The 12,405-nt window shown below is 65.2% G+C and carries 12 protein-coding genes and 2 tRNA genes; 5 read left to right on the top strand and 9 right to left on the bottom strand.

The genetic code is table 11. From position 1 onward, the window contains the following. Positions 1 to 154: 154 nt before the first annotated feature. The 9 genes from LU493_RS07355 to LU493_RS07315 form a co-directional block, all read right to left on the bottom strand. Positions 155 to 231, bottom strand: a tRNA-Met gene (locus LU493_RS07355). A gap of 56 nt (positions 232 to 287) precedes the next feature. Next, positions 288 to 1,379, bottom strand: a complete 1,092-nt coding sequence (ychF, locus tag LU493_RS07350; RefSeq protein WP_275287141.1) for a redox-regulated ATPase YchF — start codon at positions 1,377 to 1,379, stop codon at positions 288 to 290. A gap of 215 nt (positions 1,380 to 1,594) precedes the next feature. After that, the gene (gene pth / locus LU493_RS07345; protein WP_275287140.1) at positions 1,595 to 2,185 is read right to left on the bottom strand and encodes an aminoacyl-tRNA hydrolase; all 591 of its coding nucleotides are present in this window, start codon (positions 2,183 to 2,185) and stop codon (positions 1,595 to 1,597) included. 108 nt (positions 2,186 to 2,293) lie between these two features. After that, a complete protein-coding gene (locus LU493_RS07340) occupies positions 2,294 to 2,947 on the bottom strand; it encodes a 50S ribosomal protein L25/general stress protein Ctc (RefSeq protein WP_275287139.1) in 654 nt (217 codons plus the stop codon). 134 nt (positions 2,948 to 3,081) lie between these two features. Further along, a complete protein-coding gene (locus LU493_RS07335) occupies positions 3,082 to 4,023 on the bottom strand; it encodes a ribose-phosphate pyrophosphokinase (protein ID WP_275287138.1) in 942 nt (313 codons plus the stop codon). A gap of 63 nt (positions 4,024 to 4,086) precedes the next feature. Next, positions 4,087 to 4,161 (bottom strand) — tRNA-Gln (locus LU493_RS07330). A 37-nt stretch (positions 4,162 to 4,198) separates the two neighbouring features. Next, positions 4,199 to 5,065: a 4-(cytidine 5'-diphospho)-2-C-methyl-D-erythritol kinase gene (gene ispE / locus LU493_RS07325; RefSeq protein WP_275287137.1), complete on the bottom strand. Its 867-nt coding sequence runs from the start codon at positions 5,063 to 5,065 to the stop codon at positions 4,199 to 4,201. After that, entirely contained in the window at positions 5,058 to 5,678 is a 621-nt protein-coding gene (gene lolB / locus LU493_RS07320) for a lipoprotein insertase outer membrane protein LolB (protein ID WP_275287136.1), read from the bottom strand. Before lolB ends, ispE begins: the two co-directional genes overlap by 8 nt. Positions 5,679 to 5,733: 55 nt before the next feature. Next, positions 5,734 to 7,470 carry a tetratricopeptide repeat protein gene (locus LU493_RS07315; RefSeq protein ID WP_275287135.1) on the bottom strand — a complete coding sequence of 579 codons (1,737 nt, stop codon included), beginning with the start codon at positions 7,468 to 7,470 and terminating at the stop codon, positions 5,734 to 5,736. A gap of 198 nt (positions 7,471 to 7,668) precedes the next feature. On the opposite strand from LU493_RS07315, the gene hemA reads away from it, so the two are divergent. The 5 genes from hemA to LU493_RS07290 all read left to right on the top strand — a co-directional run bounded on the left by hemA (position 7,669) and on the right by LU493_RS07290 (position 12,315). Beyond that, the gene (gene hemA / locus LU493_RS07310) at positions 7,669 to 8,937 is read left to right on the top strand and encodes a glutamyl-tRNA reductase (RefSeq protein ID WP_275287134.1); all 1,269 of its coding nucleotides are present in this window, start codon (positions 7,669 to 7,671) and stop codon (positions 8,935 to 8,937) included. 9 nt (positions 8,938 to 8,946) lie between these two features. Beyond that, positions 8,947 to 10,038 carry a peptide chain release factor 1 gene (prfA, locus tag LU493_RS07305; protein WP_275287133.1) on the top strand — a complete coding sequence of 364 codons (1,092 nt, stop codon included), beginning with the start codon at positions 8,947 to 8,949 and terminating at the stop codon, positions 10,036 to 10,038. Then, positions 10,038 to 10,886 (top strand): peptide chain release factor N(5)-glutamine methyltransferase, encoded by an 849-nt coding sequence (gene prmC, locus LU493_RS07300; protein WP_275287132.1) that lies wholly within the window; start codon positions 10,038 to 10,040, stop codon positions 10,884 to 10,886. Before prfA ends, prmC begins: the two co-directional genes overlap by 1 nt. A 176-nt stretch (positions 10,887 to 11,062) precedes the next feature. Continuing rightward, entirely contained in the window at positions 11,063 to 11,563 is a 501-nt protein-coding gene (locus LU493_RS07295) for an Lrp/AsnC ligand binding domain-containing protein (RefSeq protein ID WP_275287131.1), read from the top strand. 5 nt (positions 11,564 to 11,568) lie between these two features. Beyond that, positions 11,569 to 12,315 carry a HesA/MoeB/ThiF family protein gene (locus tag LU493_RS07290; RefSeq protein WP_275287130.1) on the top strand — a complete coding sequence of 249 codons (747 nt, stop codon included), beginning with the start codon at positions 11,569 to 11,571 and terminating at the stop codon, positions 12,313 to 12,315. Positions 12,316 to 12,405 lie beyond the last annotated feature (90 nt).

Raw genomic sequence — 12,405 nt, 5'->3', positions numbered from 1 at the left:
GCGGCTGCGCCGCTGGAAGAAGAAAGAGCGCCCGAACGTCGTTCGGGCTGGAAGCTGGAAGAGGGGGCTGTCGAGAGAAAAGCGGCAATCCGGCTCGTGGCAGATCCGAAGCCAAAAAAGCCCGCCTGGCGAATCAGGCGGGCTTTTCGGTATCTGGTGGCTACGCCCTGATTCGAACAGGGGACCCCATCATTATGAGTGATGTGCTCTAACCAGCTGAGCTACGTAGCCGACAACGGGGGCGAATGATACGGATAACCCCCCCGCCACGTCAAGCCGTTACATCCTTAAACGTTGAACCTGAAGTGCACGACGTCGCCGTCGGCGACGATATAATCCTTGCCTTCGAGGCGCCACTTGCCGGCATCCTTGGCGCCTTGTTCGCCGCCCAGGGCCACGAAGTCGTCGTAGGCGACGACCTCGGCGCGAATGAAGCCTTTCTGGAAGTCGGTGTGGATCACACCGGCGGCTTCGGGGGCGGTGGCCCCGACCTTGACGGTCCATGCCCGGACTTCCTTCACGCCAGCGGTGAAATAGGTCTGCAGGCCGAGCAGTGCGTAGCCGGCACGAATCACGCGATCCAGTCCCGGTTCTTCCATGCCCATCTCGTCGAGGAACATGGCGCGCTCCTCATCGTCGAGTTCGGCGATCTCAGCCTCGATCTGGTTGCACACCGGCACGACCACGGCCCCTTCCTCGGCAGCGATCTCATTGACGATGTCGAGGTAGGGGTTGGCCTCGAAGCCGTCCTCGTTGACGTTGGCGATGTACATGGTGGGCTTGAGTGTCAGCAGGCCGAAGCTCTTGAGCTGGCGCTTCTCGTCGTCGTCCAGGCCGAAGCTGCGCAGTGGCTGGCCCTCGGCCAGGTGCGGCTGGATGCGGTCGAGAAGCGCCTTGGTGGCGATGGCCTCCTTGTCGCCGCCCTTCACCACACGAGCCAGACGCTGGATGGCGCGCTCGACGGTGTCCAGGTCGGCCAGGGCGAGTTCGAGGTTGATGGTCTCGATATCGGCTCGCGGGTCGACCTGGTTGGCCACGTGAATGACGTTGTCGTTGTCGAAGCAACGCACGACATGGGCGATGGCCTGGGTCTCGCGGATATTGGCCAGGAACTGGTTGCCGAGGCCCTCGCCCTTGGAGGCGCCCGCCACCAGGCCCGCGATATCGACGAACTCCATGGTGGTCGGGATCACCTTCTCGGGCTTCACCATGCTCGCCAGCTTGTCGAGCCGCGGGTCCGGCATCGGCACGATGCCGACGTTGGGTTCGATGGTGCAGAAGGGAAAGTTCTCGGCGTCGATGCCCGACTTGGTCAAGGCATTGAATAGAGTCGATTTGCCGACGTTGGGCAGGCCGACGATACCGCAGTTGAAACCCATGGGAGCGTCCTGGAAAGAAAGTTCGAAAAGGATGATTGGCCGGTATTCTACGGGACGCCTTCGGCGCGAGCCATAAGCCTGAAGCTTGAAGAAGCCCCGTGAACACCAGAGTCTGCTTTCGAGCTTCGAGCTTCGAGCTTCGAGCTTCGAGCTTCGAGCTTCGAGCTTCGAGCTCCGAGCTCCGAGCTCCGAGCTCCGAGCTTCGAGCTGGCTTTTCAGCCGGAGGCTGAAAAGCTGTGCAGCCGTTGCATGGCGCTCGTCCAGTCGCCGGCGATGGCCTGGGGCAGGGTGGCCAGGCATTCGTCGATGGCGGCGTCGATGGCGGTGCGCTCTGCCTTGCCGGGGCGTCCCAGGACGTAGTGGGTCACCTGGCGTGCGTCGCCGGGGTGGCCGATGCCCATGCGTAGCCGATGGAAGCCCTTGTCGTTGCCCAGTGCCCGGACGATGTCTCGCAGTCCGTTGTGACCGCCGTGACCGCCGCCGGTCTTGTAGCGGGCAGTGCCGGGGGGCAGGTCCAGCTCGTCGTGGGCGACCAGCAGTTCGTCGGGCGTCAGCTTGAAGAACTGGCTCAGGGCTGCCACTGCGCCACCGCTGCGGTTCATGAAGGTGGTGGGCTCGAGCAGGTGCAGGTCCTGGCCGTCCAGGCGGATACGTGCATAACGTCCGAGGAATTTCTTCTCCGGGCGCAGGGTGTCGCCGGCGTCGCGAACCAGGGCGTCGATCAGCCAGGCGCCGGCGTTGTGGCGGGTGGCTTCGTATTCGGCCCCAGGATTGGCCAGTCCGATGATGGCTTTGACCCGACTCATCTTCGCTGCCTCCAAAAAATCGGTGGGCTGCAAAAAAAATCAAGCGCCGGAGCGCTTGATCGTGACGAAAGGGCCGCGTCAACGCGCGGCCCTGGCAGCGGCTCCGAATTACTCGGCGCTGCCCTCGTCTTCTTCGCCCTCGGCAGCGTCGCCGGCTTCGGCATCGTCGTCGCCGCCGCGAACCTTGGCCTGGGTAATGCTCAGTACGGCATTGTCATGATCTTCGCCATGGGTCAGCGCGACCAGGGTCACGCCGGCCGGCAGGCTCAGGTCGGACAGGTGCAGGGTGGAACCCAGGGCGACATCGGCGATGTCGATTTCCAGGTAATCAGGCAGGTCCTTCGGCAGGCAGCTGACTTCGACCTCGTTGGACAGGACGTGGAGCTCGCCGCCCTCGTCCTTGATGCTCGTGGCGGTCTCGGCGTTCACTACGTGCAGCGGCACGCGCATGGTGATCTCATGGGTGGCGTCGATGCGCATGAAGTCGGCGTGGGTCACCAGGGGCTTGTAGGGGTGACGCTGGAGATCACGCACCACGACCTGCTGAGCCTTGCCGTCCACTTGCAGGCTGATCACGGAGGAGAAGAAGGCTTCTTCCTCGAGCGCCTTGTAGAAGGCGGTCTTGTCGACGGCGATCGGCTGGGGGGCCTGCTCGCCACCATAGATGATGGCCGGCACTTGCTCGTTCGCACGACGCAGGCGGCGGCTCGCACCTTTCCCCAGGTCGTCACGAACACTGGCTGTGAGAATGTAATCGGACATGGTATTGCCTCTTGCTTGAAGTAAGGAAGCCATCGTCGCCCGCGACCAGACGACGATGGTTCCATTCGCTCCGGCGGGCCGGAGCACGTTATCCGCGCGATGTTCTCACGACGGCCGACGACACTGTCGTGGCCTCAGTGGAACATCGCGCTGACGGATTCTTCGTTGCTGACCCGGCGGATCGCCTCGGCGATCAGGCCGGCCACGCTGAGCTGGCGAATTCGGCCGCTGCGACGCGCGTGATCGGACAACGGAATGGTGTCGGCGACGACGACCTCGTCGAGTACCGAGCCGGTGATGTTGTCGACGGCGGGGCCAGAAAGGATCGGGTGGGTGGCATAGGCCACTACGCGGCGCGCGCCATGATCCTTGAGGGCCTCGCCGGCCTTGCACAGGGTGCCGGCGGTGTCGATCATGTCGTCGACCACCACGCAGGTTCGGTCCTGGATCTCGCCGATGATGTGCATCACCTGGGCCTGGTTAGCCTGGGGACGGCGCTTGTCGATGATCGCCAGGTCGGCGTTGAGCTGCTTGGCGATGGCGCGGGCACGCACCACGCCGCCGACATCGGGCGAGACCACCACCAGGTCGTCGTAATTCTGGCGCTCGATGTCATCGAGCAGAATCGGTGAGCCGTAGACGTTGTCCACCGGGACGTCGAAGAAGCCCTGGATCTGATCGGCATGCAGGTCCATGGTCATGACGCGGTCGACCCCCGACTTGACCATCATGTCGGCGACGAGCTTGGCGGAGATCGGTACCCGGGCGGAGCGGACGCGACGATCCTGACGGGCGTAGCCGAAATAGGGGACCACGGCGGTGACCCGGGAGGCGGATGCTCGACGCAGGGCATCCACCATCAGGATCAATTCCATCAGGTTGTCATTGGTCGGCGCGCAGGTGGGCTGCAGGATGAAGACATCCTTGCCGCGCACGTTCTCATTGATCTCGACCGCGACTTCGCCGTCGCTGAACTGCCCGACCGTGGCGTGGCCCAATCGGTTATCCAGGCTCTCGGCGACCTTCTGGGCGAGTTCGGGATTGGCGTTCCCGGCGAAAACCATCAATTTTGACACGCGCAGCCACCTTTGCAGTGTTGGGTCTTCAATGTTCGGATCGGTGTCGCTCCAGGCGGGCATTGGCTGGGGTAGCAGGATTCGAACCTGCGCATGGCGATACCAAAAACCGCTGCCTTACCACTTGGCTATACCCCAGCGACCTGCCGCACCGGATCGCGCCGCGAGTCGTCGTTCAGGACGCTCGTCGATCCAAGGCATCATGGAGGGGAGAACGATTCCGACCTGGTGCCTTGAAGGCATGCCAGCGCTCCGGTATCTCGGCCAGCAGCGCCTCGGCATCCTCTTCCCGTTCCAGTCGGGCGAAAATGCAGGCCCCCGTGCCCGTCAGCATTGACGGTGCTCGTTCGCCCAGCCAGTCGAGTGCGCGTGCGACCTCGGGATACAGCGCCCTGACCGTTGGTTCGCAGTCGTTGCGCCAGCTCGACGCTCCCCCCTGAAGTGCGCGCGCCATGGTAATCGGGGGGGTATCCCGTGTCAATTCCGAGGCCCCGAAGATACTCGGCGTCGAGATGCCGACCCCGGGGTGGACGACCACGAACCAGGGGGTATCGAGCTCGACGGGTGTCAGGTGCTCGCCGATACCTTCTCCCCAGGCGGCGTGCCCTCTGACGAAGACCGGCACGTCGGCGCCGAGCTCGAGGCCAAGGGCGGCCAGGCGTTCCAGTGACAAGCCGAGGCTCCAGAGGCGGTTCAGCCCGAGCAGGGTGGTGGCGGCATCGCTGCTGCCGCCGCCGAGTCCGCCGCCCAGCGGCAGGCGCTTGTCCAGCGTGATATGCGCGCCGCTTCGTGTCCCGGAGGCTTCCTTGAGTCGCCGGGCGGCCCGCAGGATCAGGTTGTCATCGGTGGATACGCCCGTCAGGTCGGCATCGAGCCGAATCTCGCCGTCGGCTCGAGGGGCGAGCGTCAGGGTGTCGCCATGGCCGAGGAACTGGAACAGGGTCTGCAGCGCGTGATAGCCATCGTCGCGCCGTCCGATGATGTGCAGCATCCGGTTGAGCTTGGCGGGGGCCGGCAACGTCAGCACACCGGAGTCAGTCATCCTCGTCGAGCTCCGGCTGCCAGCGTGTCACCACCAGGGTGACAGTCAGGTCGTCATACGTCAGCTTCATCCGGCGTGGTAGCCATAGTTCGTCGACGCGGGTCCAGTCGCGGTACTCGATTCGCCAGCCGTCCTGCTCCAGGCGAGTCGGGAAGCCCAGCTCGTCCTTCTCCAGGTGGTGGGGGCGGTCGGCGGGCAGGCCGCGAATCCAGTCGGTCAGGGCGGAGACCGGCAGCGACCAGCCCAGTTCCTGCTCCATCAGGGCCGTCGGGCTATCGGCCTCGGCCCGGCCTTCGCCGGTGGTCAGCGAGACGCGGCCCTCGCGACCCTCCAGCACGCTCCGGCCGCTACCGAAGGGACCGCTGAGCAGGATGCGGAAATAGTAGGGGGTCTGCCGCCAGTCGAGATTGGCGCTGGTACTGTCCTCGGGAGTGCGCAGGCCGGCCTTGCCCTGCAGCTCCCAGTCCTGCAGTTCGGCCAGGCGTTCCTGCTGTGCTTCCCATTGACCGGAGGCACGCTGCATGTCCGGTGCGGGGGAGCGGCTGGCACAACCGGCCAGCAGGACCAGTCCCAGGGCCAGGCAGGTCAGCCGGATCGAATGATGGCGTCGCATGGTCGCTTCCTTTCGCGTTCGGGCCCAGTGCGGGTGGGGCACATGGGCGATGGGGTCATTGATCCAGTTCGGGCAGGCGTTCGAGCAGTTCGTCGATCCGGGGGTGCGTCTCGAAGCGTTGTCGCGACTGCTGCAGCAGCGTCCGTGCCCGTTCGCGCTGGTCCAGGCGCCAGAGTACCTCGATCAGATGGGCGGCCACTTCCTGATCGGGCATGTCGGCCCAGGCGCGTTCCAGCCAGGACAGGGCGGCTTCAGGGTTACCCTGGCGATAGCGTACCCAGCCCATGCTGTCGAGAATCGCGGGGTTATCGGGGGCCAGGGCGTGAGCGCGTTCGACCAGTTCACGGGCTTCGTCGAGCCGACCCTCGATATTGTTGTCGGCCAGGGTATAGCCCAGTGCGTTGAGGGCGTTGGCGTTTTCCGGATCCTGATCGATCAGGGTCCGCAGGTCGCGTTCCATGGCGTCGAGGTCACCGTGACGGAAGGCGCGCATGGCCCGCTGGTAGCGCAACTGGGCGTTCTCGGGATGCGTGTCGACGGCCTGGTCCAGCAAGGCATCGGCCTGGGCCCTGGTGCCGGCTTCGTCCAGCAGGTCCACTTCCAGCGAGAAGAGCCCGGGGGCTTCGTCCGGATGCCGCAGGCGTTCGATACGCAGGAAGGTGCGGGCATCGTCGGGCCGGCCGTGCTCGAACAGCATGCGGGCAGCGCTGGCCCTGGCGGTCAGGAAGTTCTCTCCCTCGGGGACCTGGCGGTAATAAAGGAGGGCGTTATCGATCTCGCCTTCCTCCTCGGCGATGGCGCCGAGCAGCAGGAATACCGTCGGAGGAGCGGAGTCATTGTCGGTCAAGGGGAGCAGAAGGCGACGGGCCGGGCCGGTATGGCCTTCCTCGAGATAGAGCTGTGCCAGTGCCAGGCGCAGGTCGGGACTGTCGCCGTGATCCTCGAGCAGTGCGTCGGTATTGGCTTCGGCCGCCTTGACGTTGCCCTGGCGCACTTCGGCCTGGGCCAGCAACAGGATCAGCCGTGGGTCGCCGGGCGTGTACTCCAGGCCGCGCCGCGCCATGGTCTCGGCTCGTGCGGGGGCATCGGCATCGAGGGCAACGGCGGCACGAATGCGCCACAGGCTCGGCAGTTCCGGCGTCTCGTCGGCGAGGTCGGAAAGGCGCTGTCGGGCCGAGGCAGTGAGGCCGTTGGCGGCTTCCAGCAGGGCGATGGCGAGCTCGATGTCATGATGTTGGCCGGGGCCGGGTGACGCGTCCCGGAGTCGAGCCAGCAGGGGGGCGGGTGGCGCACCGGCTTCCAGTGCCGACTCGAGAAAGGGCACGAGCTCCTCGGTGCCGTTACGGTCGACGATGTCGAGATGCCGGGCCAGCGCGGCGTCCCAGTCGCCCTTCTGCACGGAGAGGCCGGCCAGCAAGCGAACCGGAGCCGTGTCGGCCGGTGCCAGGTGCTGCCAGCGTTGAGCCGCTTGTTCGAGCAGGTCGGCGTTCTCGCCGAACCGTGCCGCCAGGGCGGCACGCTCGGCCAGTTCGGCGGCGCCATAGCGTTCGGCGCTTTCGAGGTAGCCGCGGCTGGCGCGACGATAATCGCCACGCTGCCCGGCCAGTTCTGCCATCAGCAGAGTGGAGAGCCCACTGGCGTCGAGCCCCTGCGTAATCGGGGGCGCCTCGGCCAGAGGGTCCTCGTGCGGGGCGTCGGATGGCAATGTCTGGCAACTGCCGAGCATCATCGCCAGGCCAAGGAAGGCGACAGGGTGGCGATGGGCGCGCATCTTGAATAGTCCTCGGGACATGCGAGTCTCGATATGAAGGCCGAGCCGTCAGCATAACGGCTTGTCTTCGTTGGGCAAAGGACATCACGACCGGTGAGTGGGCACCGTCGGCGGATGCGCTGTGGTAGAATGTGGCGCCGTGGCGACGCAATGGGATAGGGTGCCAAGCCATTCCATCACGATGACGACGCCGGCTCACTTTCGCTAAGACATCGACGCATGACGCTTCTTGCCCTGGGAATCAATCACCGTACGGCGACGCTCGAGGTTCGCGAGCGGGTCGCTTTTACGCCGGCGCAGCTCGAGCAGGCGCTGGCCGAACTGCGAGGCTTGCCCGAAGTGCGGGAGGCCGCGGTATTGTCGACCTGCAACCGTACCGAGCTCTATTGCGTGACCGACGAGGCGGGCGAACGCGCGATATATGAGTGGCTGGGGCGCTTCCATGGCATGGAGGTCGAGGCACTGACGCACTGCGCCTACCATTTTCTCGATGGCGATGCGGCGCGCCATCTGATGCAGGTGGCGGTGGGCCTGGACTCCATGGTGCTGGGGGAGCCTCAGATCCTCGGCCAGCTCAAGGATGCCTATCAGGCCGCGCGGCGTGCCAAGGGCATGGGAGGAGAGCTCGAACGACTCTTCCAGCATACTTTCGCCGTGGCCAAGCAGGTACGTACCGAAACCGGCATCGGTCGGAATCCGGTCTCGGTGGCCTATGCTGCGGTCAGCCTGGCGAGTCGCATCTTCGATGACCTGGCCGGTTCCCGGGCATTGCTGATCGGTGCCGGCGAGACCATCGAACTGGTGGCCCGCCACCTGCACGAAGCCGGGGCGCGCCGATTGACGGTGGCCAACCGGACCCGCGAGCGGGCCGACCAGCTGGCCGCCCCCCTCGGCGGCGAGGCGATCACCCTGGATGCCATTCCCGATGCGCTGATCGATGCCGACATCGTGATTGCCTCCACCGCCTCGGCACTGCCGATCCTCGGCAAGGGAATGGTCGAACGGGCACTCAAGAAGCGTCGGCACCGCCCGGTGTTCATGGTCGATATCGCCGTGCCTCGCGACATCGAGCCGGAGGTGGGGGAACTGAGTGATGTCTTCCTGTATACCGTCGATGATCTCCAGGAGGTCATCGAGGAGAATCGCCGCCATCGACAGGTGGCGGCCGATCAGGCCGAGTCGTTGATCGAGAGCGGCGTGGGGCACTGGCAGCATGAGCGCCGATTGCGCGGTGGCGGGGAACTGATCCGCGACGTTCGTGCCAGGGGCGAGTCGCTGCGAGACGAGGCTCGGGATCAGGCCCTGGCGCGTCTGGCCAAGGGAGAGGATCCCGAGGAGGTGGTGCGACGCCTGGCGCATCAGTTGACCAACCGCTTGTTGCACCGCCCCACCCTGGCCCTGCGCGAAGCCGCCTCGGATGATCGCCATGATCTCATGGATGCCGCCGCGACCTTGTTGCTGGACGACACTTCTGACCCACCCCGATAGGACTTGTTGATGAAAGCTTCCCTGCGTCAGCGTCTCGACACCTTTGCCGAGCGCTTCGAGGAGCTCGCCGCCCTGTTGGCGGACCCCGAGGTGATCGCCGATCAGCCTCGTTTTCGCGACTATTCGCGGGAATATGCCGAACTCGATGCCCTGGTGGCCGCTTGGCGGGATTATCGCGCCGTGGAAGGGGACCTCGAGGCTGCCGAGGCGCTCGCCGACGATGCCGATGCCGAAATGCGCGAACTGGCTGCATTGGAGCGCGATTCGGGGCGGGAGAAGCTGGAAGCACTGGGGACGCGGCTCAAGCAACTGTTGGTGCCTCGTGACCCGGATGATGCGGGCAATGTCTTCCTGGAGATTCGTGCCGGTACCGGGGGTGACGAGGCGGCGCTGTTCGCCGGCGATCTGTTCCGCATGTATTCCCGCTATGCCGAGCAGCACGGCTGGAAGGTGGAAATCGTCAGCGCCAGTCATGGCGATCAGGGCGGTTTCAAGGAGCTGATTTCCCGGGTCAAGGGCGAGGGCGTCTATGCTCGGCTGAAGTTCGAGTCGGGGGCTCATCGCGTGCAGCGTGTGCCGGCCACCGAGTCCCAGGGACGCATTCACACCTCGGCCTGCACGGTGGCGGTGATGCCCGAGGCCGCCGAAGTCGGCGAGGTCGATATCGATCCCAATGAACTGCGCGTGGATACCTTCCGCGCCAGCGGGGCAGGCGGGCAGCACGTCAATACCACCGACTCGGCGATCCGCATTACTCACCTGCCCAGCGGTGTGGTGGTGGAATGTCAGGAGGAGCGCAGTCAGCACAAGAACCGTGCCAAGGCCATGTCGCTGCTCGCCGCGCGCCTCAAGCAGGCGGCCCAGGACAGCCAGCGCCAACAACAGGCCGACGAGCGGCGTTCGCTGGTGGGGTCGGGCGATCGCAGTGAGCGAATTCGCACCTACAACTTCCCGCAGGGGCGGGTCACCGATCACCGAATCAACCTGACGCTCTACAAGCTTTCCGAGGTGGTCGGCGGCGAGGGGCTCGACGAGGTCATCGAGCCCTTGATCAACGAGTACCAGGCCGAGCAGCTGGCCGCCCTGCAGCAGGAGGGGTGATGCGCCTGGACATCCTGCTGGCGCGGGCCGCCTCGCGGCTCGTTGATGCCGGCTCCCCGAGTGCGCGTCTCGATGCCGAAGTGTTGCTGTGCCATGTGCTCGGCGTCGATCGTACCTGGCTCTATACCTGGGGCGATCGGGAGCCAGGCATCGTCGAGCAGGCACGCTTCGAGGCGCTTGTCGCTGCTCGCGCGGCGGGGCAGCCGGTGGCCTATCTCACCGGCGAGCGTGAATTCTGGGGACTGCCCCTGTTCACCGGGCCGAGCACCCTGATTCCTCGACCCGACACCGAGACGCTGGTGACCACGGCGCTGGCGCGCATGTCCGCTCGCCGCGGTCGAGTGCTGGATCTGGGCACCGGAACCGGTGCCGTGGCCCTCGCCCTGGCAAGCGAACGTCCCGATTGGCATGCCGTCGGCATCGATCTCAACCCCGAGGCGGTAACGCTGGCGATGCGCAATGCCGAGCGGCTGGGCATCGTCAATGTCGGCTTTCTGGTCGGTGACTGGTTCGCGGCAATCGACGAGACCGGCTTCGACATGATCGTCGCCAATCCCCCCTATCTGGCCGACGATGATCCCCACCTGGCGCTGGGCGATGTCCGTTTCGAACCGCGCGGCGCCCTGGTGGCGGGCGACCGCGGGCTGGCCGATCTCTATCATCTGGTCGATGCCTCGCGGAATCGGCTCGTGCCGGATGGCTGGTTGTTGCTGGAGCATGGTGCCGATCAGGGAGCGGCGATGCGCGAGGCCTTGCGTGCCAAGGGGTATCGGGACGTGATCAGCGAGCGGGACCTGGCGGGGCATGAGCGGGTCAGCCTGGGGCGATGGACGGGGGGACGTCGTTGAGAGCCCGGGGTGGAGCCCGTGGGGGCGGCTGTGTTAAACCTGAAGGCAGTAAAAAATGCCATCAGTGGCCGACTTCGCATGAGTGAAGACCAACAATCGCCTGTTAAAGGGTGATTTTCAGGTAAAGCTTCTGCCAAGACGGCAAAGACCAACGCCCAGCGCGTGTCAGGAAGACAATGAAAACCAAGACTCGCTCGCTAGATCGTATCGACCTCAATATTCTGCGCTGCCTGCAGGAAAACGCCCGTATCTCGTATGTGGACCTTGCCTCGCAGGTAGGGCTATCCACCACGCCCTGCCTGGAACGCGTCAAGCGCCTGGAGCGTTCGGGCGTGATTCGTGGCTACAAGGCACTGCTCGATCCCCGAGCCCTCAAGGCCAATCTGCTGGTGTTCGTCGAGATCAGTCTGGAAACCCAGTCGCCGGCAGTGTTCGACGAGTTTCGTCGGGCGGTGGCCAAGCTGCCGCAGATTCAGGAATGCCATCTGGTGTCGGGGCAGTTCGACTACATTCTCAAGTGCCGCATTCCCGAAATGTCGGCCTATCGCCAACTGCTCGGCGATGTGGTCCTGACCCTGCCCGGCGTCAAGGAGTCCAAGAGCTATGTGGTGATGGAGGAGGTCAAGGAAGACGTCTCCCTTCATGTGCCCGATATCGAGGAGTTCGACGGCAAGTGAGCCCCATGAACGACGAAGCGCTGTTGCGCTACAGCCGACAGATCATGCTCGATGCGATCGATATCGAGGGACAGGAACGGTTGCTGGCCGGGCATGCCCTGGTGGTCGGTGCCGGCGGGCTCGGCTCGCCGGTGGCGCTGTACCTGGCGGCGGCCGGCCTGGGGCACTTGACGCTGGCCGATGATGACGCGGTGGAGCTCTCCAACCTGCAACGACAGATCGCCCACGGCATGGCCGATATCGGTCGCCCCAAGGCCGAGTCGGCCCGCGATGCCGGCCTGGCGCTCAATCCCGATTGCGAGATCGTCGCGCTTGCCAGTCGACTGGACGGTGAGGCCCTGCGCGCAGCGGTGAACCAGGCCGACGTGGTACTGGATTGCACCGACCGCTTCGCCAGCCGCTATGCCGTCAACGAGGCCTGCCGACGTGCCGGGGTGCCCTTGGTATCCGGCGCAGCGATCCGCTTTTCCGGGCAGTTGGCGGTGTTCGATCCTCGCGACCCGCAATCGCCATGCTACGGCTGCCTCTACCCGCCGGGCGAGGGGGGCGACGACGAGCTGCGTTGTGCCGAGAACGGCGTCGTGGCCCCCCTGGTCGGATTGATCGGCTGCTTCCAGGCGCTGGAAGCGATCAAGCTGGTCAGCGGTGCGGGCAGCGTGCATCGTGGACTTTCCACCTTCGATGGTCTGACGGGGCAATGGCGCCACTTCAAGGTGCCTCGAGATCCTGCCTGTCCGGTATGCAGTGGCTGAATGGCGCGGCGGTGCCCCCCCCCCTGTGTCGGTCCGCGATGCCGGTCCCTCCTTGTCGCCCGTTCCTTCGATCATCTGGACCGGGCTGGC

This window comes from Halomonas elongata (genome assembly GCF_029081005.1).
GTDB classification, from domain to species: Bacteria; Pseudomonadota; Gammaproteobacteria; order Pseudomonadales; family Halomonadaceae; genus Halomonas; species Halomonas elongata_B.
Note: the sequence above shows the minus strand (reverse complement) of the source record. Positions and strands in the feature narration are given on the sequence as shown.

Bases quoted from the DNA above. Each gene is read 5' to 3' on its own strand.
- LU493_RS07315 (WP_275287135.1), bottom strand. From the start codon at position 7,470: ATGTCCCGAGGACTATTCAAGATGCGCGCCCATCGCCACCCTGTCGCC.
- prmC (WP_275287132.1), top strand. From the start codon at position 10,038: ATGCGCCTGGACATCCTGCTGGCGCGGGCCGCCTCGCGGCTCGTTGAT.
- LU493_RS07290 (WP_275287130.1), top strand. From the start codon at position 11,569: ATGAACGACGAAGCGCTGTTGCGCTACAGCCGACAGATCATGCTCGAT.
- LU493_RS07295 (WP_275287131.1), top strand. From the start codon at position 11,063: ATGAAAACCAAGACTCGCTCGCTAGATCGTATCGACCTCAATATTCTG.
- hemA (WP_275287134.1), top strand. From the start codon at position 7,669: ATGACGCTTCTTGCCCTGGGAATCAATCACCGTACGGCGACGCTCGAG.
- pth (WP_275287140.1), bottom strand. From the start codon at position 2,185: ATGAGTCGGGTCAAAGCCATCATCGGACTGGCCAATCCTGGGGCCGAA.
- ispE (WP_275287137.1), bottom strand. From the start codon at position 5,065: ATGACTGACTCCGGTGTGCTGACGTTGCCGGCCCCCGCCAAGCTCAAC.
- lolB (WP_275287136.1), bottom strand. From the start codon at position 5,678: ATGCGACGCCATCATTCGATCCGGCTGACCTGCCTGGCCCTGGGACTG.
- ychF (WP_275287141.1), bottom strand. From the start codon at position 1,379: ATGGGTTTCAACTGCGGTATCGTCGGCCTGCCCAACGTCGGCAAATCG.
- prfA (WP_275287133.1), top strand. From the start codon at position 8,947: ATGAAAGCTTCCCTGCGTCAGCGTCTCGACACCTTTGCCGAGCGCTTC.
- LU493_RS07340 (WP_275287139.1), bottom strand. From the start codon at position 2,947: ATGTCCGATTACATTCTCACAGCCAGTGTTCGTGACGACCTGGGGAAA.